Annotated in this window: 26 protein-coding genes; 7 read left to right on the top strand and 19 right to left on the bottom strand. The window is 51.2% G+C overall.

Annotated features, from left to right (window positions below; translation table 11 throughout):
- Nucleotides 1-600: 600 nt before the first annotated feature.
- On the bottom strand, nt 601-2,751 hold the full coding sequence (locus tag NR177_RS14165; protein ID WP_096011799.1) for an ornithine decarboxylase: 2,151 nt from the start codon (nt 2,749-2,751) through the stop codon (nt 601-603).
- A 602-nt stretch (nt 2,752-3,353) separates the two neighbouring features.
- Between NR177_RS14165 and NR177_RS14160 the strand changes: the two genes are divergently transcribed.
- The gene (locus NR177_RS14160; RefSeq protein WP_256853115.1) at nt 3,354-4,337 is read left to right on the top strand and encodes an MDR family oxidoreductase; all 984 of its coding nucleotides are present in this window, start codon (nt 3,354-3,356) and stop codon (nt 4,335-4,337) included.
- Here NR177_RS14160 and NR177_RS14155 read toward each other — a convergent pair.
- On the bottom strand, nt 4,334-4,852 hold the full coding sequence (locus NR177_RS14155; RefSeq protein ID WP_063880853.1) for a CinA family protein: 519 nt from the start codon (nt 4,850-4,852) through the stop codon (nt 4,334-4,336). The two genes, NR177_RS14160 and NR177_RS14155, sit on opposite strands and share 4 nt — an antisense overlap.
- A gap of 282 nt (nt 4,853-5,134) precedes the next feature.
- Between NR177_RS14155 and NR177_RS14150 the strand changes: the two genes are divergently transcribed.
- Complete coding sequence (locus tag NR177_RS14150; protein WP_063880854.1) at nt 5,135-5,428, top strand: SelT/SelW/SelH family protein; 294 nt, start codon at nt 5,135-5,137, stop codon at nt 5,426-5,428.
- A 16-nt stretch (nt 5,429-5,444) separates the two neighbouring features.
- On the opposite strand, the gene NR177_RS14145 is transcribed toward NR177_RS14150, so the two are convergent.
- The 8 genes from NR177_RS14145 to NR177_RS14110 form a co-directional block, all read right to left on the bottom strand.
- Entirely contained in the window at nt 5,445-5,984 is a 540-nt protein-coding gene (locus NR177_RS14145) for a PadR family transcriptional regulator (protein WP_063880855.1), read from the bottom strand.
- A 98-nt stretch (nt 5,985-6,082) separates the two neighbouring features.
- Nucleotides 6,083-6,865, bottom strand: a complete 783-nt coding sequence (locus NR177_RS14140; RefSeq protein ID WP_256853114.1) for a siderophore-interacting protein — start codon at nt 6,863-6,865, stop codon at nt 6,083-6,085.
- A gap of 232 nt (nt 6,866-7,097) precedes the next feature.
- Complete coding sequence (locus NR177_RS14135; RefSeq protein ID WP_256853113.1) at nt 7,098-7,292, bottom strand: hypothetical protein; 195 nt, start codon at nt 7,290-7,292, stop codon at nt 7,098-7,100.
- 168 nt (nt 7,293-7,460) lie between these two features.
- Nucleotides 7,461-8,327, bottom strand: coding sequence for a helix-turn-helix domain-containing protein (locus NR177_RS14130; protein ID WP_109716981.1), 867 nt, complete (start codon nt 8,325-8,327; stop codon nt 7,461-7,463).
- A 225-nt stretch (nt 8,328-8,552) separates the two neighbouring features.
- Nucleotides 8,553-8,720 carry a DUF2474 domain-containing protein gene (locus NR177_RS14125; protein ID WP_074181036.1) on the bottom strand — a complete coding sequence of 56 codons (168 nt, stop codon included), beginning with the start codon at nt 8,718-8,720 and terminating at the stop codon, nt 8,553-8,555.
- Nucleotide 8,721: 1 nt separating this feature from the next.
- Nucleotides 8,722-9,726: a cytochrome d ubiquinol oxidase subunit II gene (gene cydB / locus NR177_RS14120; RefSeq protein ID WP_063880859.1), complete on the bottom strand. Its 1,005-nt coding sequence runs from the start codon at nt 9,724-9,726 to the stop codon at nt 8,722-8,724.
- A 1-nt stretch (nt 9,727) separates the two neighbouring features.
- Nucleotides 9,728-11,140: a cytochrome ubiquinol oxidase subunit I gene (locus tag NR177_RS14115; protein WP_063880860.1), complete on the bottom strand. Its 1,413-nt coding sequence runs from the start codon at nt 11,138-11,140 to the stop codon at nt 9,728-9,730.
- Between the two features lie 788 nt (nt 11,141-11,928).
- Entirely contained in the window at nt 11,929-12,312 is a 384-nt protein-coding gene (locus NR177_RS14110) for a helix-turn-helix domain-containing protein (protein WP_145394468.1), read from the bottom strand.
- A 103-nt stretch (nt 12,313-12,415) separates the two neighbouring features.
- Between NR177_RS14110 and NR177_RS14105 the strand changes: the two genes are divergently transcribed.
- From NR177_RS14105 to NR177_RS14090, 4 genes are all read left to right on the top strand, one after another.
- Complete coding sequence (locus tag NR177_RS14105) at nt 12,416-13,273, top strand: SDR family oxidoreductase (protein WP_256853112.1); 858 nt, start codon at nt 12,416-12,418, stop codon at nt 13,271-13,273.
- Between the two features lie 216 nt (nt 13,274-13,489).
- Nucleotides 13,490-13,810, top strand: coding sequence for an antibiotic biosynthesis monooxygenase (locus NR177_RS14100; protein WP_256853111.1), 321 nt, complete (start codon nt 13,490-13,492; stop codon nt 13,808-13,810).
- Nucleotides 13,803-14,195: an amino acid-binding protein gene (locus tag NR177_RS14095; RefSeq protein WP_109716978.1), complete on the top strand. Its 393-nt coding sequence runs from the start codon at nt 13,803-13,805 to the stop codon at nt 14,193-14,195. Before NR177_RS14100 ends, NR177_RS14095 begins: the two co-directional genes overlap by 8 nt.
- Complete coding sequence (locus NR177_RS14090) at nt 14,174-14,902, top strand: helix-turn-helix transcriptional regulator (RefSeq protein WP_256853110.1); 729 nt, start codon at nt 14,174-14,176, stop codon at nt 14,900-14,902. The genes NR177_RS14095 and NR177_RS14090 overlap by 22 nt, the downstream gene beginning before the upstream one ends.
- Nucleotides 14,903-14,945: 43 nt before the next feature.
- Here the strand turns inward: NR177_RS14090 and NR177_RS14085 are convergent, their stop codons facing one another.
- Nucleotides 14,946-15,452, bottom strand: a complete 507-nt coding sequence (locus tag NR177_RS14085) for a GNAT family N-acetyltransferase (RefSeq protein ID WP_256853109.1) — start codon at nt 15,450-15,452, stop codon at nt 14,946-14,948.
- A 317-nt stretch (nt 15,453-15,769) separates the two neighbouring features.
- Between NR177_RS14085 and NR177_RS14080 the strand changes: the two genes are divergently transcribed.
- A complete protein-coding gene (locus tag NR177_RS14080) occupies nt 15,770-17,428 on the top strand; it encodes an alpha,alpha-trehalase (RefSeq protein WP_096011810.1) in 1,659 nt (552 codons plus the stop codon).
- A 79-nt stretch (nt 17,429-17,507) separates the two neighbouring features.
- Here the strand turns inward: NR177_RS14080 and NR177_RS14075 are convergent, their stop codons facing one another.
- From NR177_RS14075 to NR177_RS14040, 8 genes are all read right to left on the bottom strand, one after another.
- A complete protein-coding gene (locus NR177_RS14075) occupies nt 17,508-18,017 on the bottom strand; it encodes a ferritin-like domain-containing protein (protein WP_063880867.1) in 510 nt (169 codons plus the stop codon).
- Nucleotides 18,014-18,511, bottom strand: coding sequence for a ferritin-like domain-containing protein (locus NR177_RS14070; protein ID WP_063881254.1), 498 nt, complete (start codon nt 18,509-18,511; stop codon nt 18,014-18,016). The genes NR177_RS14075 and NR177_RS14070 overlap by 4 nt, the downstream gene beginning before the upstream one ends.
- Nucleotides 18,512-19,016: 505 nt before the next feature.
- Nucleotides 19,017-19,181, bottom strand: a complete 165-nt coding sequence (locus NR177_RS14065) for a general stress protein (protein ID WP_006118264.1) — start codon at nt 19,179-19,181, stop codon at nt 19,017-19,019.
- A 611-nt stretch (nt 19,182-19,792) separates the two neighbouring features.
- A complete protein-coding gene (locus tag NR177_RS14060; RefSeq protein ID WP_063880868.1) occupies nt 19,793-20,611 on the bottom strand; it encodes an alpha/beta fold hydrolase in 819 nt (272 codons plus the stop codon).
- A gap of 145 nt (nt 20,612-20,756) precedes the next feature.
- Nucleotides 20,757-21,200, bottom strand: a complete 444-nt coding sequence (locus tag NR177_RS14055) for a DUF943 family protein (protein ID WP_256853108.1) — start codon at nt 21,198-21,200, stop codon at nt 20,757-20,759.
- The gene (locus NR177_RS14050; RefSeq protein WP_256853107.1) at nt 21,193-22,017 is read right to left on the bottom strand and encodes a DUF3289 family protein; all 825 of its coding nucleotides are present in this window, start codon (nt 22,015-22,017) and stop codon (nt 21,193-21,195) included. The genes NR177_RS14055 and NR177_RS14050 overlap by 8 nt, the downstream gene beginning before the upstream one ends.
- Nucleotides 22,018-22,122: 105 nt before the next feature.
- Nucleotides 22,123-22,659: a hypothetical protein gene (locus NR177_RS14045; RefSeq protein WP_256853106.1), complete on the bottom strand. Its 537-nt coding sequence runs from the start codon at nt 22,657-22,659 to the stop codon at nt 22,123-22,125.
- A gap of 66 nt (nt 22,660-22,725) precedes the next feature.
- Nucleotides 22,726-23,685: a sensor domain-containing diguanylate cyclase gene (locus tag NR177_RS14040; protein ID WP_256853105.1), complete on the bottom strand. Its 960-nt coding sequence runs from the start codon at nt 23,683-23,685 to the stop codon at nt 22,726-22,728.
- Nucleotides 23,686-23,853: the final 168 nt, after the last annotated feature.

Below are 23,853 nucleotides of genomic sequence, written 5' to 3'. Positions count from 1 at the left end.
ATTGACTGCGTGCGGTTAAATGAATGCGGACGTTTAGGGAACAGAAAAATATCTTTATCTCAATATATTAGGATGCGTTCCAAATGCCTCCGAAAACCTACGCCTGTGAGATCGAATGTTTTCCCGGAAGACTGGCTTCGCCTGTTGTTAACATGCGCAATCAAAACTCAGGATGGGAAAGCCTGACGAACATGAAAAATTGAAAAGTGATGAGCCAGGAGGCTTTTCCTGCATCTGAAGCGGCAACGCGGTTGGTTTTACTACAGATATCGAAGCGGGGGAGTTGGCCGGCCTTCCCGACCGCTGAGCGGATGAGGGATTTCCGGATGAGCCGACAGGACGTCGGCGAGAGCCGGGCCGCGCCAGGGACGGCGCGTCCTGGCGGTCCGGCAGAAATCCTGAAGCAGCGAAGGCACCGCGCAGCGGCGGGTGGGCAGGACGGGAGCCCGGGGTCAAGGGGCCGCGGCGATTGGCGGCCCCTTGTCGGTCGCCCGCACGGGGCAAACTGAAACTCCCTGCCGCCTGGCGAGCGAAACCTTCTCAGAGCTTCCGAACGTCAGCTCCATGAAAGCCCTCCGCCGCCAGGCAAAAAACCATGCCTCATTGCACCATCATATTCGCCACCAGATACTTACGTCCGTCGGCATCTTCCTCGGTGTAAACCCCTTGTAACTCCGGAGAAAAACCAGGCAACTGGTTAATGCCCGCTTCCAGCGCCAGGAAATAGCGCTGCACCGCCCCGCCCCATGCTTCACCCGGTACCACACAAAGTACGCCGGGTGGATAAGGCAGTGCGCCTTCCGCCGCAATACGCCCTTCTGCCGTTGCAATCGGTACCAGCTCAACTTCACCACGAATATAAGCCTGATGCGCATCCTGTGGGTTCACTTTAACCTGCGGCAAACCCTGCTCGCGGAACATCATGCGTTGCAGATCTTTTACGTTAAAGCTCACGTACAGGTCATGCATCTCCTGACACAAACGGCGCAAGGTGTAACCCGCGTAGCGTTTGGCGTTTTTACGGTAAAGCGTGGGCAGCACTTCAGCCAGCAACGTATCGTCTTTAACATGCTGCTCAAACTGCGCCAACATCGCGACCAGAATCGCCATTTTTTCCGGGCTTTCTGCTGGCGTTAGCAGAAACAGAATGGAATTGAGATCGCATTTTTCCGGCACGATGCCGTTCTCACGCAGGTAGTTCGCCAGAATGGTCGCTGGAATACCGAAATCAGCGTATTCGCCACTGGCAGCATCAATGCCTGGTGTGGTCAGCAGCAACTTGCAAGGATCGACACGGTACTGATCGCGATCGTATCCGGCAAAACCGTGCCATTTAGCGTTAGGTTCGAAGCTAAAATAGTTAAGATCGCGTGCGATCGCTTCCGTTGGCGCATCCTGCCAGCGCTCGCCATTGACGATTTCCGGCACGAAAGGCAGGATCATTTCACAACGCTCAAAGATCGCTTTGCGCGCTTCAATGCCCAGCATCACGCACTCATCCCACATACGGCGTCCCGCCTCGCCCTGATGCATTTTGGCGTTAATATCCAGTGCGGCAAACAGCGGATAAAACGGGCTGGTTGATGCGTGCAGCATGAATGCGTTGTTCAACCGCTTGTGCGGGCAGAAACGCTTTTGCCCACGAATATGGTTATCTTTTTTATGAATCTGCGAGGTCTGCGAAAAGCCCGCCAGCTGCTTGTGCACTGACTGGGTAACAAAAATGCCGGGATCGTTTTCATTAAGCTCAAGCGTCAGCGGAGAGCAACCTTCCATCAGCGGAATAAACTGCTCATAGCCCAGCCAGGCCGAGTCAAACAGAATGTAGTCACACAGATGACCAATGCGATCCACCACCTGACGCGCGTTGTAGACCGTGCCGTCGTAGGTGCCTAGCTGAATAATCGCCAGCCGGAATGGACGCGCGTCGTTGGCCCGCTCAGGTGCGACTTTCTGGATCTGTTCGCGCAGATAGCCGTCGTCAAAACAGTGCGCATCAATGCCGCCAATAAAGCCAAACGGATTACGGGCAGCCTCAAGATAAACAGGCGTTGCCCCTGCCTGGATCAGCGCACCATGGTGGTTGGATTTATGATTATTGCGGTCAAACAGCACTAAATCACCGCGCGTCAGTAAAGCATTGGTGACCACTTTATTCGCGCTTGAAGTGCCATTTAACACAAAGTAGGTTTTATCCGCATTAAACACTTTGGCAGCAAACTTTTGTGCATGCTTCGCCGAGCCTTCATGGATCAGCAGATCGCCCAGCTTAACGTCGGCATTACACATGTCCGATCGAAAAACGTTTTCGCCATAAAAATCAAAAAATTGCTTACCTGCAGGATGCTTTTTAAAAAACGCACCGCCCTGATGGCCGGGACAGGCAAACGTGCTGTTTTGCATGTCGACGTAACGCGTCAGAGTTTCAAAAAACGGCGGCAATAATGCGGCTTCATAAGCCTGAGCGGCGGTTTCCAATGCCACCCAATCCTGCGGCTCGCCATTCAGTTCACCCGTGACGCCAGGCAGGTGCATCACCTCTTCTTCAAAGGCATTGGCAACAAACACCGGTAAATTAAAACCAGTGTGACGCAACAACGCCAGCACGCCACTGCGTGTATCAGCCAGCGAGACGACCACAGCCGCCACATCGGTAAAATCAGTATTATCCAGCGTAACCACGTCGCGCGCAGTATTCAGGGTCAGATTAGGCGCAACAGCAGCGCTGGCAGCAATTTTAAGTGGTGTCATAACACAAATCCCTAACAGTCAGGGAGTGGGTGCCTGAGGCACGGCAATAGGGAAATTTCCCCGGCGAATAATGTCTGACGCGATAGACCGATAGACATCAGTAAAGAGTAGTCCTTACTCATGTCCAACAGTTGCGGCCCGATTGGCCTCACCGCATAGTGAACGATGTGTGTGTAACTGGCATGACGACGAGGAACAGTTCACGCGCCAGCTCAGGCGAGTGGGAACAAGTGCGGATGCGCATTGAACCGGACATGATAGCGTCCTCTGTTAGCGGGCGGTGGCAAGAAAAAAGTGGCGGTCATAATGTCATTTTTTACCGGCAGGAACAACCCGACAACTTTAAATATCAGGTCAATAAACACAAAATAAAAAAGCCTTAAATATCATTTAATTGCAATTAAAACGTTCATAACCAACCGATTAAGTTTCTGTAATTAATGCAAAATTATGCAATATGCAAATACGGCAGCACCTTCATCAGCCTGTACTGGAACACCACCAAATTGCGGCACGTCGCGCACTTGTCGGTCCAGTGCCTACCGCAATCGGCGTATCCGGCGTAAACTTGCCTGATTATTCTTACGCCTGACGGAGGCTGCATGTTTAAGGCACTGGTCATCGACAATGACGAACAGGGTTACCGCTCTCAACTCAAAGAACTCTCCGAAACACAATTACCCGATCAAGACGTCACCCTCGACGTAAGCTATTCCACCCTCAACTACAAAGACGCGCTGGCAATCTGCAATAAAGGGCCGATTGTGCGCCAGTTCCCAATGGTGCCGGGGATTGATTTCGTCGGACACGTCACGGCAAGCCGCCATCCTGACTGGCAAGAAGGCGATGCGGCGCTGCTCACCGGCTGGGGCGTTGGGGAAAAACACTGGGGCGGGCTGGCACAGAAAGCCCGCGTGTCTGGCGACTGGCTGGTCGCGCTGCCGGATACGCTGACACCCTTGAATACCATGGCAATTGGAACGGCGGGTTTTACCGCCATGTTGTGCGTGCTGGCGCTTGAAAAACAGGGCGTTAAGCCCGGTAGCGGTCCGGTTTTAGTCACCGGTGCCAGCGGAGGCGTCGGCAGCTTCAGCGTTGCTTTACTGGCAAAGCTTGGCTATGAGGTAATCGCCTCCAGCGGACGGGCCAGCGATGAAGCCTATTTAATCTCCACCCTGGGGGCCACCGCGGTGATGGATCGCGCCGAACTGACCCAACCCGGCAAGCCACTGGGTAAAGAGCGCTGGGCCGCCGCCATCGACAGCGTCGGCAGCCACACGCTGAGCAATGTGCTGGCCGGAATGCAGCGTGACGGCGTGGTGGCGGCCTGCGGCATGGCACAAGGGCTGGATCTGCCCACCAGCGTCGCGCCCTTTATTCTGCGCGGCGTGACGCTGGCAGGCGTAGACAGCGTGATGTGCCCTAAACCGCTGCGACAACAGGCCTGGCAGCGGCTGGGGCAGCTTCTGGATGATGCGTTACTGAGCCAGATGACAACAGTCATCCCGCTCAGTGAAGTGTGCCAGGGCGCACAGGACCTGCTGGATGGCAAAATCCGGGGCCGTCTGATCGTCGACTGCGCTTAATGCTCTTTTACGGTCTGGAGCGACGAAGGCGGGCGCGTCAGTAATTCGCTCAGCCCCTGAATCGCCCAGATCGTCCCCTGCTCCATCACCGCTTTCGGCTCACCGGAAAAGTGCTGACAGCGGGCGATGACGTCACCGCCCGGCAAGGCCCATCCTACCCAAATCGTACCTGCGGGGGTGCCATCCTGTCCGCCGTCCGGCCCGGCATAGCCGCTGATAGCCAGACTGACCGGCTCACCAGAGCGCTCACGCGCACCCCGAGCCATTTCGCATACGGTTTCCCGGCTTACCGCCGTATGTTTTTCCAGCGTGTCCTCGCTGACGCCAAGCAGTCGTACCTTGGCGCTTTCGCTATAGGTCACAAAACCGCTGGTAAAAAAATCGCCACTGTTTTCGACTGCAGCCAGCGTCATGCTGATTAATCCTGCCGTGCAGGACTCCGCCGTCGCCAGACGAAGACCAGAGGATAAAAGTTGCTGCCCCAGTAACGCTGCGGCCTCATTAAGTTTCATCATGGGTTTTCCTTTGTTTCCTGCCATGAGTGAAGTATGGCCGAAACCACACAACCTGAAACAGCTAATCTGATGTTTTATCAGAATAAACGCAGGCGCTTACCTGTACCGTTTCGGCTGGCGATGGGTTAAGGTTTGCGCTGCTGTCTGCCACGGGTGAGGATTCGCGTCAGGGTTAGCAACAAAACATCAAGACAAGAAACCCATGCGTAACAGCACAGCCGGACGCGCACGCTAATAGCGCCTGCTGGTCTGAGCGTTAACGAATAAGAAAGAGAGGGAAAGATGCAAAAACCCGTGATCGTCATCCACTACTGTACCCAATGTAACTGGCTGCTGCGCTCCGCCTGGATGGCGCAGGAACTGCTGCAAACCTTTGCACAGGACTTAGCCAGCGTGACGTTGCGTCCGGGCACCGGCGGTGTATTTGAAATTACCCTGGATGAGCATCTGTTGTGGGAACGCAAACGCGATGGCGGATTCCCCGATGCCCAGACGCTTAAGCAGCGGGTAAGGGATATCTGTTTCCCGGAGCGTTCGCTGGGGCACATTGATAAAAATAAATCTGACGACAGCTGATCACCAGCCTCAGTCATTAACTGCGGTTGATTTCATCTGCCGCAGTCTTCAGCACCGCAACAATTTTTTCCCGGGTTTCATCGGTAATCTCCTGCTGCGCCAGGCGAGTGTTTAAGGCACTTTTGAAGTGATAAATAGCCTGCTCAATCTCCGGTATGCTGCGGTTATTGACCAGAACCGCAAGGGATGACAAACGCTTCATCAGGCGAGATAGCAATGCGGCATCGCGCTTTAGCATGGCATGGCCCGTTTCGGTCAGCACAAAAGCCTTACGCGCGGCGAGAGGATCATGGATATGAATGGCGTCCATCTCCTCCAGCCATGTCAGATTGGGATAAATGATGCCAGGACTGGGCGAATACTCGCCTTTTGACAGCTCCTCAATACATTTAATCAGCTCATAACCATGCGTGGCGCGCTGCGAGATAAAATGCAGCATCAACAGACGGATCTCGCCCGCATCCAACATTTTTTCACGGCGCTTGCGACGTCCACTGCACGGCTCCGAATGCGCATCGTGGTTACTCTGCCCTGAATGTGCCGAATCCATTTTCATTCTCTGCCTGAGTCAGTGGAAAGAGCCTGATGGTAGTGGGCCGTCAGGCAAAATTCAATCAACAGCAGGTCACGTAAATCCAGTTAGCAGAAGAAGACTTACTTTTGATGCCAGTAAGCCACGGCACGCACACAATCAGCGTCAACCCCGCGCTGCGTGGTGAAATAGTCACACAGCTGTTTCACGAACTGCCCTTCTCCGGTGAGCCAGATAAAGGCGTCGTGCTGCGGAATCACTATCTTATCCAGTGCAGCAGTGAGCTGTGGTAAATCCGCCAACGTCATGTTACCCCTGCCGAGCCAGCTGATCTCTGCATTGCCGGTATCCGCCAGGTAAGCGCGCCCGGCGGCCTCATCGGCGTAGGCAAACAGATGCAGCGCCTCTGCCTTTACTGTGCTGCTGCGGCGCTTAAACGCTGGCAGCCCGGTTTCATCGCACACATAAAGCTGAAAAGCATAATCTGTCGGCACCAGCAAAGAACCACGCGGACCACCGATGATTAAGGTATCACCCACCTGCGCCTGCGCTGCCCAGTTACTGGCGACGCCGCTTTCATGACTGTAAAAATCCAGCGTCAGCGATGACTGGCCGTCGAACGCCAGTGGCGTATAGTCGCGCGCTACCGGCCGCAATCCGTCTTGCCACTGAATACCGTCCTCGTTGATCGTCGGCAGTGCCAGCGCTGCGCCGTCAGCGGAGGGAAAGAAGACCTTAATATGGTCGTCAAAACCTGGGGAGTTGAAGCCCATCAGGTCGTCACCTGTGAAGACGATGCGCCAAAACGTGTCGGCGAGCCTGGTTTTTGCGGCCACATGGATGCGACGAAAGCGCAGTTCGTTACGTACGCGTTCAGGTAAACGACGGGGATAAGATGTATGCACGGTAACTCTCCGGAAACGCGGCTGTGCGAGCGGGGATGGTTTTCGCGCGGCCTGAGTAAATAGAAATCATTCTCATGTTAGCGGCTCAGAATAGCTATGATATATCTTAAGAACAATGACCAAAAATGCGATCGGTTATGAAGAGAGGGAGCGAAAGGGAAGAAGAAGCGGGCGTGTAAAAACAAAAAAGGCGCTTGCGCACCTTTTAAGAGAACTGACGGCAATAACGTTGTTATCGAACCGGGTTTTGTCCGCTGCTTTGAGGCAGAGAGCTGTCACCGAGTATCTCGTTATGCGTGCCCTGCGAGCCAGGGTGCAAACCTGTTGGCACATTGACAGGATCGGCCATTTGCGCGCCAGCCAGAGCCGGAGCCACAGACAGCGCGATAGCCAGCAGCATTGCTGATATCTGGGAAAGTTTAATCATAGTTTTTAGCCTGATAAGGCGCAGAAAGCAGGTGAATATTCCAGCTCAGAGAAATAAAAGCCGTCGTAGTGGCTCCTCAGTGAGCTTCAGGGAGAATTTTACGCCTCGCCAGATTACCTGCTTATAAAATCGTGCGCTTTATCACAGTATGGCGCACGTAATGTGCATTCAGCATTGCGTTACCGGGATGGAAAATACGCCTTCAATGTTGTCAGCTGTGCACCGGGCTAAATCCAGGCACAGTAAATCCATCCCCGGACGGCAGGCAACGCCCAGTTTGGGCAAATGCAGATAATAAATATCCGCGATAAAACGCGTGAGTTGTTCCGGCGTACCGCTCCACGTAAGGCTGGCATACAGGCCAGGCTCAACCGTGCGGACCGGCTTATCCTGATGGACATCAGCCGCTGGCTGCACCTCAACCCCGCGAAACAGACTGATGTGCTGCTGTTCAACAGCGCTGCTTCCCGGACCGTACTGAAACCCCAGCCAGCCGTGTGCAGTTCCCTGATGTGCAAGGACAAAATGACGAACCTGTTCGGCAACGCGATGATGGCGATCGCTAATATAGTCGCCGTACCTGCACTCCCACTCCAGCGTCTCGCCCTGTAACTGCAACGCCTCTTCACGTACTGTCAGTAACACCTGTTTTACTGGCGCGCGCTGGGCAATGCGTCCGTGAAAATGGCGCACAGGTAAGACTCTGAGGCGTCGGAAAGCCCCCGGCGTCATCGTGAAATGGTTTTTAAAGACACGATTAAAATTTTGCTGATTTTCAAAGCCGAAACGCACCGCAACATCAATCAACGGCATGCGGGTCAGTCGCAGTGCCATGGCGGCGAGCGTGAGCCGGCGTTTTCGCGTATAGGCGGCCAGTGTTTGTCCGGTCATCTCCTTGAACAAACGCTGCATATGCCATTTTGAGTAGCCGGATTTGAGGGTGATCTGGTCGATATTAATGTCGTTGGTCAGGTTGGCCTCAATCCAGTCGACTAAATCATTAATATGCTGTTTTTTTATGGTTTGACTTAGCATTGATGTATGAACAGAAAAAGAGGGGGAAATTCGTCATAAAAGAGTAACAAAAAGCCTTACAAAATGTAATGAAGCGCAGGGTAAACGTCAGGATGGACGGCGAAAAGCGCATTAATTGCCTGGGTTACTATTAAAAAAGCCAGCCCGAAGGCTGGCCGATAACAGAAGAACAGAGCAAACCGGGTACGATATCCTGCCCCGGTTTCGGTACGCAGTGGGTGAAGCTTAGTGGCTGCGCATGCCAGCGGCGGTCATCATCATTCTGAACAGCGTGGCCACCACACCGAGTGCCAGCACACTTGCCCCATAGATAACCACCAGCCACAGCACGCGTTTCCACCACGGCGACCGGGTTTCATTCTGACGTTCTTTGCTGCTGACCTGGGTCTGCATATCAATGGTATCCTTCGTCTGCTTTGATTTTTCCGCGGAACACGTAATAGCTCCAGAAGGTGTAGCCCAGGATCATCGGGATAATCAGCAGGCTGCCCACCAGCATAAATGCCTGACTCTGTGGCGGAGAAGCAGCATCCCAGATAGAAACCGAGGGCGGAATAATATTCGGCCAGATACTGATTCCCAGACCTGAGAAGCCCAGGAAAATCAGCGCCAGCGTCAGCAGGAAAGGCGAATAATGCGCCTCACGCTTGATGGCGCTTCTCAGTCCCCAGGCACACAGCAGCACCAGAACGGGCACCGGCAGGAACCAGAACAGATTCGGCATGCTGAACCAGCGGTGCGCAATGTTATGGTGGGTAAAGGGTGTCCAGATGCTGATCACGCCAATAATGACCAGCAGTGCCACGAGCAGCGGCGTTGCCAGTGCGGACATTTTACGGTGCAGCTCATGCTCGGTTTTCATGATAAGCCAGGTACAGCCCAGTAATGCATAGGCCACCACCAGTCCGACGCCGCAGAACAGCGGGAACGGGGCCAGCCAGTCCATCGTGGAACCTGCAAAGCTACGGCCGGATACCGGAATACCGTCCAGCATGGCACCTACCGCAACGCCCTGGCTAAAGGTCGCCAGCAGCGAACCGGCGATAAACGACTTGTCCCAAAATGCCCGGTGATGCTCGACGGCCTTAAAACGGAACTCAAAGGCCACGCCGCGAAAAATCAACCCAATCAGCATGGCGGTGAGCGGGATAGAAAGCGCATCCGCAATAACCGCGTAGGCCAGGGGGAACGCGCCAAACAGGCCCGCACCACCCAGCACCAGCCAGGTTTCGTTACCATCCCAGACCGGCGCAACCGTATTCACCATCATGTCGCGCTCGCCTGCATCCTTATTGAAAGGAAACAGCAGGCCAATGCCCAGGTCGAAACCGTCCATCACGATATACATCAGGACAGCAAAAACGATAATCGCGAACCAGATAACAGAGTAATCAACCATCTCAACGCTCCTCATTCTGGTGAGTGGCAGCAGAGAGCGGACGTGATGGCGTTTTGATCTGGCCGGGGCCACCCGTTTCAACGATATCGCCTTCGCCCGTCACCGGACCCTGCTTAATCAACCGCATCATATAGTGATAACCCACACCGAAGACGGAGGAGTAAACCAGGATAAAGGCGAGCAGGCTGATACTCATGTGCATTTCGCCATGCGGCGATACCGCATCGATAGTGCGCTGTACGCCATAAACGACCCACGGCTGACGGCCAATTTCTGTGGTAAACCAGCCGGCTAAGATGGCAATCAGGCCCGATGGCCCCATCAGTAAGGCAAACCACAGGAACGGACGCGACTCATACAGGCGCCCTTTAAAGCGTAACCACAAGCTGACCACCCCCAGCGTAATCATCAACAGGCCCAGCGCTACCATCACACGGAATGACCAGAAGATGATGGTTGAGTTTGGACGATCTTCTTTCGGGAAGGATTTTAGCGCCGGTACCTGCTTATCCAGACTGTGCGTCAGAATAAGGCTGCCAAGATAAGGAATCTCCAGCGCATACTTAGTGCGTTCTTCTTCCATATCCGGCACACCAAACAGAATGAGCGGCGTCGCTTCACCCGGCGGGTTTTCCCAGTGGCCTTCGATAGCCGCAATTTTTGCTGGCTGGTGTTCCAGGGTATTCAGCCCGTGCGCATCCCCAATCATGGCCTGAACCGGTGCCACAATCAGCGCCATCCACAACGCCATTGAGAACATCTTACGAATGGCGGGATTGTCATTGCCTTTGAGTAAATGCCAGGCTGCAGAAGCGCCCACAAAGAAGGCACTGGCCAGAAAGGCCGCCACAGACATATGTAACAGGCGATAAGGGAACGACGGGTTAAAGACAATTTTAAACCAGTCTTCCGGCACGACAACGCCGTTCTGAATCAGGTAGCCCTGCGGCGTTTGCATCCAGCTGTTGGAGGACAGAATCCAGAACGTGGAAATTAACGTGCCGAGCGCCACCATGCAGGTCGCAAAGTAGTGCAGGCCGGGACCGACGCGGTTCCAGCCGAATAACATCACACCCAGAAAACCGGCTTCCAGGAAGAACGCCGTTAACACTTCGTAGGTCAGCAACGGGCCGGTAATACTGCCCGCAAACTGAGAAAAACCACTCCAGTTGGTGCCAAACTGATACGCCATGACCAGCCCGGAAACCACGCCCATACCGAAGTTCACCGCAAAGATTTTCGACCAAAAATGATAGAGATCGCGATAGGTTTGATTATGCGTTTTTAGCCACATTCCCTCCAGCACAGCCAGAAAACTGGCCAGGCCGATCGTGATGGCGGGAAAGATAATATGGAAGGAAACAGTAAATGCGAACTGAATCCTGGCGAGATGAAAGGCATCTAATCCAAACATTGCTTACCTCTTTGCCACATAGAACACCATATAGTTACTTATAATTAACAACTTATGTACAAAGAACGTCATTCCATTGCACAGAAAAATTCCATGGCGAATGTAAAACGCTTCGCCCTGGTAAAACAGAGACAATCAGATATGTAAAAACTATAACAGTATTTTTTGATTTAGATCATTTTTTTGTTGAAAGATCTTTTATTTGAAAAACAACAATAAAAAGTTAATTACAGCGCCGCAATGTGACATTTTTGTTATTAAATTAGAGGCTAAAAAAGTACATTCCCGTCAGGCTGTACTGGGTAAAAAAAACCTCGCAACTCGCTGTTTTTCTCTGTTATTCAGCCTTTCCCGGCTGGCTTAAATCCGGTAAAAATCTACATCCCACAATAAAATTACTTGTTTTTTATATTGTTAGCAGGATAGTGATCTTATCTTCTCTCTCTGACGGTTTTTGCCCGTTCGGGACATATTTAACCAAGAATAAATAAGCGTTTACTCGCGCCATTCAGCACAGGCCAGTTTGCTATTTATGTTAAAATTTAACGCAGTATGTAAATAAAGAACTATCCGCTAAAACCAAAAGTCATTATTTCTTCCCGATAGCTCGCTGAAATAACCGCATTAGTAAAAACGATGTTAAAAAATGCCAGCGAACAACCTCCCCTGTGGCGCTGGCCGGTTGTTCATGCCGGTCAGTTGCGGTGCAGCCTTTACTCTGCGTAATCGGCTATGGCCAGGCTGGCGCGGCACCTGACAGGCAAACGCGCCCCGTTCAGGGTGACAATTTATTCCCCGGTGGCGTCTTTTTCACGATGAGACAGAATGCGATCAACATTCTCTTCTAGCCAGTCGGCCAGGCCGACCACCTGCTCCCCCACTTCCAGGCCCAATGGCGTGAGGCGATACTCCACATGCGGAGGCACCACGTCATAGGCAATACGCTGCACAAAACCGTCTTCTTCCATGTAGCGCAGGCTCTGTGCCAGCATGCGTTCACTCACGCCGCCCACCGTCCGCCGTAATTCGCTAAACCGTAGCGTTTTATCTTTCAGCGCCAGCAGGATTAACACGCTCCAGCGGCTGGTAATGCGCTTTAACAGGTCACGTGACGGACAGTTAACGTGCAACAGCTCACCGCGTTTAAATCTTTCACTCATTTTTTCAGACATTTAGTTATATCACTCCACGCTAACAATTCTGTAAGTACTTACTAAAAGTTAGTTTATCGCTTAGGCTGTTTTTCACCAACCGCTATGTTAAAGGAGTTACCCAATGATCGCTGTTACTGGTGCGACTGGCCAGCTGGGCCGTTTAGTCATAGAAGCATTACGCAAAAAAATTGCTGCAGACCACATTGTTGCCACCGTGCGCTCGCCCGCTAAAGCCGGTGACCTTGCCGCATTGGGCGTTGTAGTGCGTGAAGCGGATTACAACAAACCTGAGACCTTAGCGGCCGCCTTTAAAGGGGTAGATAAAGTACTGCTGATTTCGGGAAGTGAAGTGGGCCAACGTGAAGCTCAGCACCGCGCCGTGATAGACGCAGCCAAAGCCGCAGGCGTGAAATTTATTGCCTATACCAGCCTGCTGCATACTGATACTTCTCCGCTCTCACTTGGCATTGAGCATCGCGCGACCGAAGCCATGCTGGCAGCCTCTGGTATGCCTTACGCCCTGCTGCGCAACGGCTGGTACACCGAAAACTATGCCGCCAGCATCGCGCCAGCCCTGGCACATCATGTGTTCCTTGGTGCTGCGGGCGAAGGACGAATCTCTTCTGCTGCGCGCCAGGATTATGCTGAGGCAGCGGCCGAAGTGATGGTTCGTGACGATCAGGCCGGAAAAGTGTACGAGCTGGCAGGCGATAACAGTTACACCCTGGCTGAATTTGCCGCTGAAATTGCGGCACAAAGCGGAGAAAAAGTCGATTACGTGAACCTGCCGCAGGCGGAGTTTGCCGCAGCGCTGAAAGCCGCAGGTTTACCGGCACCGCTGGCGGACTTACTGGCGGACTCCGACGTCGGTGTTGCTCAGGGCGGGCTGTTCGATGACTCGCGCACGCTGAGCCAGCTTATTGGTCGCCCCACCACCGCTTATCAGGACGTGATTCGCGCGACGCTGGCAAAAGGCTAAGGTCGACCCGCTAACCCCCACTTTACTCGCTAACGACGCCGTCGTCTACCGGAGCAGGATAACCGGCAGACGACGGCGATCTTGTCTTGATTGCGCCTGATGCCTGCATCCTTATCGCCTCTTGCCCGCGCGGCGTAAACCATGATTCGGTACACGCCGAAGTAAGACATTTTGCCGTGCGTAAACTGCCTGCATGTTTACTCATGGAGATCCAAAATGATTGCTGTTCTTTTTGAAGCAGAGGCACTGCCCGCAGCGCAACAACGCTACCTTGCGCTGGCGGCTGAGTTGACACCCGCGCTGGCCGAAATACCGGGGTTTATCAGGATCGAACGATTTCAGAGCCTGAGCGCGCCCGGTAAGGTTTTATCGTTATCGTGGTGGGAGGATGAGAGTGCGGTAAGAAACTGGCGGGAAAACACGCGGCATCAGTCGGCACAGGAAGAAGGTAAAAAACGCATTTTTGCCCATTACCAGATACGCGTTGTCCAGCTCATTCGGGACTATTCAGGGCCAGAGGGGCACGATCATGTTTGATATTCACGTCGTGTTCAGTAATACACCGGGGGCGCTTTCATCATTTGGCACCCTGCTCGGCCAGCATGGCATTGGGCTGGAAGGCGGTGGCGTTTTTACAACGTCGCACGAGAGCCACGCGCATTTTCTTGTTGAAGAGGGTCCCAAAGCACATCAGTTATTGTCTGACGCCGGTTTCGATGTCAGAGAGCTCAAAAAACCGTTGATCAGGAAGTTAGCGCAGGAACAGCCGGGAGAACTGGGTGAAATTGCGCGGGTCATTGCGGAAAATGGCATTACTATACTGGTTCAATACAGCGATCACAGTAACCGACTGATCCTGATCACCGATGATGATGAGCGGGCTGGTGACGTCACCCGAAAATGGACATTAGCGACAGCATGAAACTGATCCCTTCCCGGCATCAACAAGATCATCCGCCTTCACTGGAGACCAGCATGTCTGCGGTCGCCACCGCGATGGCGGATGCATCCAGAATGCATATTCTCTGTGCACTAATGGATGGCCGGGCATGGACCGCCACTGAGCTAAGCGTGGTTGCCGACATCGCCCCGTCCACCACCAGCGGTCATTTGCATAAGTTGCTTGATACCGGCCTGATCGTCTGTGTGGTGCAGGGCAGGCATCGCTACTACAGCCTGGCCGATCGCGAGGTCGCCGGGCTACTGGAAAACCTGATGGGCGTTTCGGTTAAGCCCGGTAACGCCGTTAAAACCACGACGCCAAACCGGCTGAGGCGAGCCCGCACCTGCTACGACCATCTGGCCGGTGAGATTGCGGTCGAAATCTATGATTTTCTGCAATCGGCAGGCTGGATAACGTCAGACGGCACAGCCTTAACGCCGTGCGGCACGGCGAACTTTGACAAGGCGGGCATCGTGCTTGCCCCTCGTTCCCGACGAAAAGCATGCTGTCCCTGCCTGGACTGGAGTGAAAGACGCTTTCATGCCGGGGGTGAAGTGGGTGCCGCTTTGTTACGCTTTCTGCTGCAAAAGCACTGGCTGATGCAGGCACCGGGATACCGGGAGCTTGTTGTAACGGACAGCGGCAAAGCGGCACTGCAGCGTCTGTTCAGTATCAGCCCGTTCTGACCGCCGCCCTGTATTGCCCGTTTGTTCAGCACAGGTTACAGGCTTAGCGCTCAGGTTCAGCATCCCGCCGCATCAGCAAGGTATCGTGAAAAACGCCGTTGACATAAAGCGCAGCAACATCCGTCGCGTAGGTCTGAAACCCCGCCGAGCGGTACAGCCTGGCAGCCGCGATGTTGGTGGCGCTCACGGCGAGTTTCAGGCTGTGGCATTCATGGGCTTCCGCTATCGCAGCCGTGAGCAGCGCCTTCGCCAGCCCGCTGCCCCGCCATTCAGGACGCACATACATCCCCCAGAGCGTGGCGACGTGCCGCTGTTTCACGCCTGCATTAAAGCGCACGCCGACGATGCCAGCTGTCTGGCCCTGGTCATCGATGCCCGCCAGCATACGGTTTTCACGTAGCATTGCCGCAAAAAAAGCGTCCGACTGCTGACGCTCGCGATCGTAATCCGCGCCAAAGGCGTCGGGATGACGCCTGAGCGCATCCAGTCTGATAGCACGGAATGCCGACACATCCTGCTCAGCGAGAGGTCGTAAGATGTAAGGTTTCACCACGGAATTGTCCTTAGCGGGGTTGTTCGCACCATTTTGCTTTATCCTGACACTTCTGTGTATTTTGACGGCTACGCAGGTCAAAAACATGCCCGCTGGCGATGATCAAAATTTATTTAGTTATATCCTAAGAGATTCATCTGAAATGCATTTAATGCAAAACTGGTCATATTTGGTTGAATTGACTGTGTTTTATTCAATGCATACGATTAATCGACAATTTTTATTACGTTCATAGACAATCTGCATTGTTGTTCCTGCCTGCGAGAGGTCTATAATTTCTCTTTTGTGCAACCCCGTTCGCTCAGGAGGCCGTTATTAATACTTATCGCCAGCAACTCAATGCATTCGAAGAGAATCGTGCCGGGGCGGAAGTTGAGTATCAATACGATCCCCATGAACTGAAGCTGGACCGCATGCAGGATTCTGAACCTGAGCCAGAGCTGATCGAAGGCTTACCGGCTCCGGATGCGCTGACGCCTGCCGATCGCTATCTTGAGCTGTTTGAAGCCGTCCAGATGTCGGGCATTTTCGAGGACAGCAAAACCTTTCCCGATTGTTCGCCCAAGTATGATCCACTGGATGTTCTGATGCGCTATCGCCGTCAAAAGCGCAGCAAGGACTTTGATCTGTCGCGTTTCGTTACTGAGCATTTTTATATGCCAGGCATTAACGAAAGCTTTTACGTCTCAAATCCCGATAAAACGCTCAACGAGCATATCGACGATCTGTGGCCGGTTCTGACCAAAATGCCGCAACAGCATATGCCGCACTCCTCGTTGCTGCCGCTGCCTAAGCCCTACGTGGTGCCCGGCGGACGCTTCGGTGAAACCTACTATTGGGATTCCTACTTCACCATGCTCGGCCTGGCTGAATCGGGCCGTGACGATTTGTTGCGCCATATGGCGGACAACTTCGCCTGGCTGATCGATAACTACGGTCATGTGCCAAACGGTAACCGTACCTATTATCTCAGTCGTTCACAGCCACCGGTGTTTGCCTTGATGGTGGAGCTGTTTGAAGAGGACGGCGTGCAGGGTTCACAGCGCTATCTGGATCAACTCATGAAAGAGTATCAGTTCTGGATGGACGGTGCGGGCTCGCTGATGCCAAACCAGGCTTACCGCCATGTGGTCCGTATGCCTGACGGCTCGTTGCTGAACCGCTACTGGGATGACCGGGATACCCCGCGCGATGAGTCCTGGATCGAAGATGTGGAAACGGCTCGTCTTTCAAAGCGTCCGGCAAGCGAAGTTTATCGGGATCTGCGCGCAGGTGCCGCGTCCGGATGGGATTATTCGTCGCGTTGGCTACGTAATCCCAAACGCCTGGCGAGCATTCGTACCACGCAGTTTATCCCCATCGACCTCAATGCGTTGTTATACAAGCTTGAGTTGATGATAGCCACGCTGTCTCATGCCAAAGGCGAAGAGCTTACCGCCCTGGCCTGGCAGAAAAAGGCCGAGGCGCGCAAGCGGGCAATTACCCGCTATTTATGGGACAGCACGGCAGGCGTGTTCCGCGATTACGACTGGCGTCGTGCACGCTTCGGAGCCTTTACCGCCGCCGCCGTGGTGCCGTTGTTTGTCGGTCTGGCTACGCCTTACCAGGCACACCTGCAGGCTATCGCCCTGCGTCACCTGCTGCTCAGTAACGGCGGCCTGCTGACCTCAATGGTGGAAAGCGGTGAACAGTGGGACAAACCGAACGGCTGGGCCCCTATGCAGTGGATGGCCGTCGTCGGCCTGAATAACTACGGGGAAGAGACGCTGGCGAATGAAATTGCCGTTAACTGGCTGAACACGGTGAATAACTTCTATCAGTTGCACCATAAACTGGTAGAAAAGTACGATATCAGCGGCGATCGTGCCCGTCCGGGCGGCGGAGGTGAATATCCGTTACAGGACGGGTTTGGCTGGACAAACGGGGTAACGCGTCGTCTGATGGCGATGTATGGTCACCTGATGGCTGATTAACCGCCAGCCGTACCGAACAGACGCAAAAAAGCCGGGAATCTGTCCCGGCTTTTTTTATACCCGTCAGCGCGTAGTCACGTTATTTCTTCGCTTCTACACCTGGCTGGGCTGAGCGCTGCAGGAACTGTTGAGTCACCTCCGGCAAATGCTGGAACAGCCATTCAGCCATCGCAATTTCCTGGTCGCGAATCTCTGTCAGCACTCTGACACCTTCGCTGTCGCCTACCTGCTCCGCTGCCGCGATGAGACTGGTGTAACTGGCAATCTCTGCGTTTTCGAACACATAGCCGCTCATTGCGCCTTTCACGACTTCGTCAGGGGTAAACATACCGCCAATCGCCTGCCCCATTGCCGCCATTTTTCCCATCACGTCTTTCATAATGGAATGGTCAATATCGTGGCGTTCCAGCAGTTGCTCCAGCAGCCTGAGCTGATGTTTGGTTTCATCCAGATGCTGTGCCAGGCGCTGCTCCAACGCCGGATAATGCTCCAGACGGCCCGCCATTTTACTCAGCATGCTCTCAGCCTGCTTTTCCATGGCGTGAGCATCACGAAGCCAGTCATGATAATTTTCAATCGCCGTCGTCATTTTGATGCTCCTTTAACCGTGCTGATGGCCTGTGCAACGCCGGTCAGTTTTTCATCGGTCTGTTTTTCTTCCTCAAGCGTTTGAGCCAGCAGCTTTGCCGCTTTGGTGTAGCCCAGCTTCAGTGCCAGCGCATGCAGGGTGCCGTAGGTAGCAATCTCATAATGCTCAACTTTCTGCGCCGCCCCGATCAATCCCTGATCGCGTACTTCACCCTTTTCAACAGACTCAATAATCTCCTGCGCTTCTTCCACCAACCCTTCAAGCGCATGACACTTCATACGTTTAATTTTAACCTCGGGCGTGATGTCGACTAATTCATCAAGCCGCTCAATTTGCCCGCGTGTCTCTTCAAGATGTTGATTGAACGCAGCGATAAGATTTTCATCACTGGCTGCGCGGGCCATTTTTGGCAGCGCCCGGGCTATCTGTTTTTCAGCACTGTAAACATCTGACAGGTCATGGATGAAAAGATCATTTAACGTTTTAACAGTCATAAAAAGCGCCTCATTATTTAAACAGCCACACCGTAATTTCAGCGCAGCAACCGTAAATCTCACTCTCATATAACCTTAGTGTAATTAGCGGAAATTGCGTTTAACTTTGCACAAACCCACAGCAAAAGTAGCATTACCGATGCAATTTTTCTTTTACTACCAGTCATTTACTTCTTTTAATTTATCTTCGGTCAAAGAATGATTTTTCATCAATAACGACAAACCTGTACAAAAAATCAATAAACCGTACAACTTAATCCACGCTTTAAATAAAAACGTTCCGCCCGCTGGACTCAGGTTCCATTTTTTTAAATTTGTGATTTTTTTGATATCGGACGACAAGATAAAAAATACCGGAAAGGAATTTCCTTTCCGGCAAGATTAACGCAATCTCACACCAGAGATGATTGACACAACGAATTACACTGGAAGGTTTATCTGTTTCGAAGAAACGTTAAGCTTTTCAGTGCACAAAGATAATGATTAACTCATTGTTAATTAATCATTAACTCCGGCGACTGACTTTACCACCTTTCCGACCTGCTTCAATAGCGCGTTGCGGATCGTTCTTAAAGTTTCCACCGCTGTTTTGACCACCTTTACGTCCCGCTTCTGCTGCACGTTCTTTGTCTGCAGCAAAATTACCCGCCCCACCACGATATTGCGTCATTCTGTGTTCTCCTCAAATTTCATTATTCAAACAGCACAGTTGAAGTTACATCAGCTAAAGGGTGCCAGAAATAAATGTAGTCATAAAACTTACCTTATCAAGCATGATGTTTGAGAAAAGGCATCACATTTCTGGTCATGGTTTGTGAAGAACTTTCCTCTCATTCTTTAGTGATGAAACTATTTAAAGCAGAAACTCAACTAAACCGCATCAGGTGCCCACTGTGTGGCAGCGGCACCTTCCAGCCTGTATTAATCGATCGATTCATTAAAAAGTCCACTCTGTTTTTCTTTTAAAGCGAAGCGTAACAACGTGATGATTGCGCCTGACATCGTCAATCTGATCAATAAATGATCTATTTAACCAGGCGTGATAACGCAAATTCCTTTATCAAAATATTTCATCGGATGAAAATAAGCGAAGCGGTAAATTCGTTTATTATTAAGATACTGATAAAAAGCAGATCATTTAATAATCAACCAGACATCAATTAGCAAAATGACCGGGTCAGAAAAGAGAGAAAAAGATAAAGAGAGCGTTTTAAATAAGCGAAGCGTAGGAAAATAAAAAAAACGCCCTGACGGGCGTTCTTTTCGGACTATTCTGCCCTGCTACTTTTGCAGGAACGTCAGTAAATCTTGATTAAGCTGATCCTGATGCGTCACTGCAAACCCATGCGGACCCTGGTCATAGATCTTAAGTTCCGAGCCGGTTATCAGCGCATGGGCCAGTTTACCGGTTGCTTCAAAAGGCACGATCTGGTCGTGGCTGCCGTGGATGATTAACGTTGGCACATCGACTTTCGCAAGATCCGAGCGGAAGTCCGTTTCAGCAAAAGCGGTCACGCAGTCCAGCGTCCCTTTCAGGGAAGCCATTAACGCAATCGTTAAGGTCTGAGTTAATACACCGTCAGAAACCTGTTGACCGGCGTTCGTGCCATAAAACGGCGCAGCAAACTCGTTAATAAACTGCGCGCGATCCTTGAGTAGCCCCTGTTTAATGCCGTCGAAAACGGCTTTTTCCACCCCTTCTGGGTGATCGTCTGTTTTGCCGAAAATCGGCGTAACCGCACCCAGCAGCACCAGGCTTTTGACTTTAGCGGTACCGTACTTACCGATATAGCGCGACACATCACCGCCGCCCATCGAGAAACCGACCAGCGTTACGTCGCTGAGTTGCAGGTGCTCAATCAGACTATGAATATCTTCAGCAAAGGTGTCGTAGTCATAGCCTTCCCAGGGTTGATCGGAACGCCCGAAGCCGCGACGGTCAAAGGCGATGGCGCGATAGCCCCGTTCAGCCAGAAAGTTAAGCTGGCTATCCCACATATCTGCATCCAGCGGCCAGCCGTGGCTAAAGAGAACCGGCTGACCTTTTCCCCAGTCCTTGTAATAAAGATTAAAGCCATCTTTGCTTTTAAACAGACTCATAAGTGCCTCGCTATGGGTGAAAGTCATGACTCTTCAGGCCAGCGCGAATAACGTTACCGCGACAGCCGTGGCAGAGGGCGATACCTGACAAGTTTGGCAGAGGGGGGAAAATGTTCCAATGCGGAACAGAGGTTTTATTTTGTTTTCACTTAATATTTTTCTTATCGTTTCCTGTTTCAATGCTTATTGTCCCGTCTTTGTTATTTTCAACTCTCATAATCATTTTTTTATCAATGCATTTATTTTCATTACTATCAAAACACATCATATCTTGTGTTTCAGAGTTAAATACTCTTATATCACCTTTAGGTTTTGATTTGAATCCATCGCCATAATCCCAAATATTCACATACCAATCTCCGTTGCTTGCAGGTTTTGGTATGTCATATTTTTTTCTCAAATATTCTTTATTTTCATTCCACCAGGCGATTTTACCGTTTTCTGTTAGCGGGAAGTTTTTAACTGCAATATTCGAAAAATTTAGCTCTTGATCTACGACGATGATTTCTGTTTTTCGTAAAACTTCCAGGTAAAAACCTACAGCAATTACGATTATGAAGATAGCTATAATATATTTTTTGTTAACCATTTGAATTGCCTTTGATAGTCACATAAGTTTCCATATCTGTAAAGAATGGTCTAAATCCGAAATTCACAGATCTTTGTAATACAAACCAAGTCTTAAAGAAATAGAACTGGTTGAATTTCCAGTTCCTGACATCATCTTGATCTAAACCAAAATGGTCTTGAACTTTATATTTTATTTTAGCTGTGTATTCGTTTTGACTTATTGCAAGCTCTACAATTGAAATCTCAGTGCTGTATGTATCATGAACCGCTAAACCCAGTCCATTGAAGCTATCCTGAGTTCTTGTGAATTTTGGTAGTATGCTACTTTTAATATTTATCGCTATTTGTGGTATAGCCTCATTAGGGAGTGTTTTTTTATCGTAATTTATATTTTTATCAAGTATTTCTTTTATTCTTTTAAGGCTGCTATTTAAACTTTTATCAGAAATGATATTATGGTTTAGTGCAGCATTCAGGCTCGCATTTTTGAAGCTATTTCCGTTCGACATTTGCATATGATCGAACATCTGTTTAATGATTCCTTTGTAAGGACCAAAAAAAGAGAAAGGAAGCGTTAGTTTTTTTAGATCCTCAAACATCAGTTTCGCACACGTTTGTTTACTAATTTTTTTCCCAGGAGTAGGCGAGTAGAAGCGGCTTTGTGGATGGTTGAAAGGCGTTAAAAGTTCGAGAGTATACGGATTTACTACAGTCGAAACATCCCGAAGGTTCAAACGATTTTGCAGAAATGAATCAGTCAAATCCCCGAATTTCATATCATCAGAATTTGAATCGTTAAATTTTTTCTGTGTCGAATAAACAATTATTGGTTCCATGTTATTTAATCCGTTTAACCTACCAACAAGCCAATGATAAACCATTGCTCATAAAAAAGGCACCCTACAGGATGCCTCTTGCACGTCGTTATGGGTATCAGTCTTTCAGTAGTTTGTGCTCAATCTCTCTTGCCTGTGCAATGTTTTCATCTGTTGCATCTGCGAGGAAGCTTTCAAGAGTCTCACCGCCTTTAACCAGATCCTGAAGTGCCTGGGCATAGCTTTCTTTCCGTTCCAGGTATGAAGCTTCACAGCCCCGTCTTCATAAGCAAACATACCTTTAGCCGCTGTAGGAGCGGGCTTTACAGCCTCTTTTGCCTTCTCAGTAGCAGCTGAAGGGATAGTGTTTGAAACGGGCTTAAAACCGTCTAAAGGCGCTTTCAGCAACTCAGGATTGTTACCTTTCTGCACAAAAAGCTTAATCTGACGATCTTTTGCCTTATCTTCATCTTCTTGAGTATAAGTAATGAGTAGAGACGCAAGACGGGTTCCGTTTAACAGCATTTGTTCCAGATCCAGTGGTAAACGACCTCTGCCTGACCACTGCATAACCTGACCATGACTTTCATACTGATACTTAGCTGCTACAGAGACGGGTTCTTTCTGTCTGTTGTTACGAGCTGGAGCATTTGCTGACAGCAACTGAGCAACCTTATTGTCTTCGCTTACCTTAATGCCAGGCCCAGCAACATTTGCAAACAGAGGACGCTACAGATAACCCTCGTGTGACAGCGCTACGCCGCATTTGCCATTTTTCTTGATGCTGTACATGGCCGCATCCGCGCGTGCCAGTGCGCTGTTAAAGTTCTCCGGGTATTCAACCTGAACCACGCCGATGGATGCGCCAATTGAGGCGCTGCCGTTGGCCACTTCAAAAGGCTGTAAGGCTGCCTCCAGGCAAGCGTCGGTGAGCTTCTCTGTGAGCGGATGAGACAACGCAAAAGGAATCAGTAAAACAAATTCGTCGCCCCCCAGACGGCCAATGATGACATTCGCCGGACAGGCCGCGATAAAGCGCTGGCTGAGTTGAATCAGGACGTCGTCACCACTGCGATGACCTAAGGTGTCGTTAACATATTTGAAGTTATCTAAATCAATAAAGGCAATACAAAAGGCTACGTCCGTTTTCATCTCGCGGAAATGGTTGATTAACGCATGGCGATTGGTTAACTGCGTAAGTGGATCGTGCATAGCCAGCGTGGCCAGTTGTTCTTCGTACTGTTTCTCTTTGGTCATATCAATGTGGGTGCCCGTCACTTTAGTGGGCCTTCCCTGCTCATCCCATTCGCTGACACGACCGCGATCCAGTACCCAGGTAATTTTGCCCGTTTTGCCAATCATGCGATGCAACGCCTCATAGAAAGGCGCTTTCCCATCGATGTGATCGTAGAAAGCCTTTAACACATCGCTGGCGTCGTCCGGATGCAGGTAGGATTTCCATACATCGAAATGCGCACCGACCTCTTTAGGCTGAAAGCCCAGCATCGATCCCCAGCGTCGGTTAAAGATAACCAGCTTGCCGCTGGGAATATCCAACTGCCACAGACACAACCCCGTGCCGTCCAGTGCGGCGCTTAATTTATTACGGGCATCGTGCGCAATACGCTTTAACCGTGCGTTATGTTTTTTTAAATTCGCGATTTGCTGCCGCAGGGCTTCTTCAGACATAGGGATAACTGGAAAGGGAAATGTCTATTTTGCCAGTGCTATACATTGTGTAAAGCAGCATGTTGAAAAGACGATGAGACGCGGACAAAACCGGCGTCGACAGGATTTCTCACCCTTAACGGCGTCAGAAACAGCACACGACAAAATCTTAAGGGATAACGTCAGGGC

It is taken from the genome of Pantoea sp. Fr+CA_20, from assembly GCF_024520835.1.
GTDB lineage: Bacteria > Pseudomonadota > Gammaproteobacteria > Enterobacterales > Enterobacteriaceae > Pantoea > Pantoea allii.
This window is presented reverse-complemented; position numbering and strand designations above follow the sequence as displayed.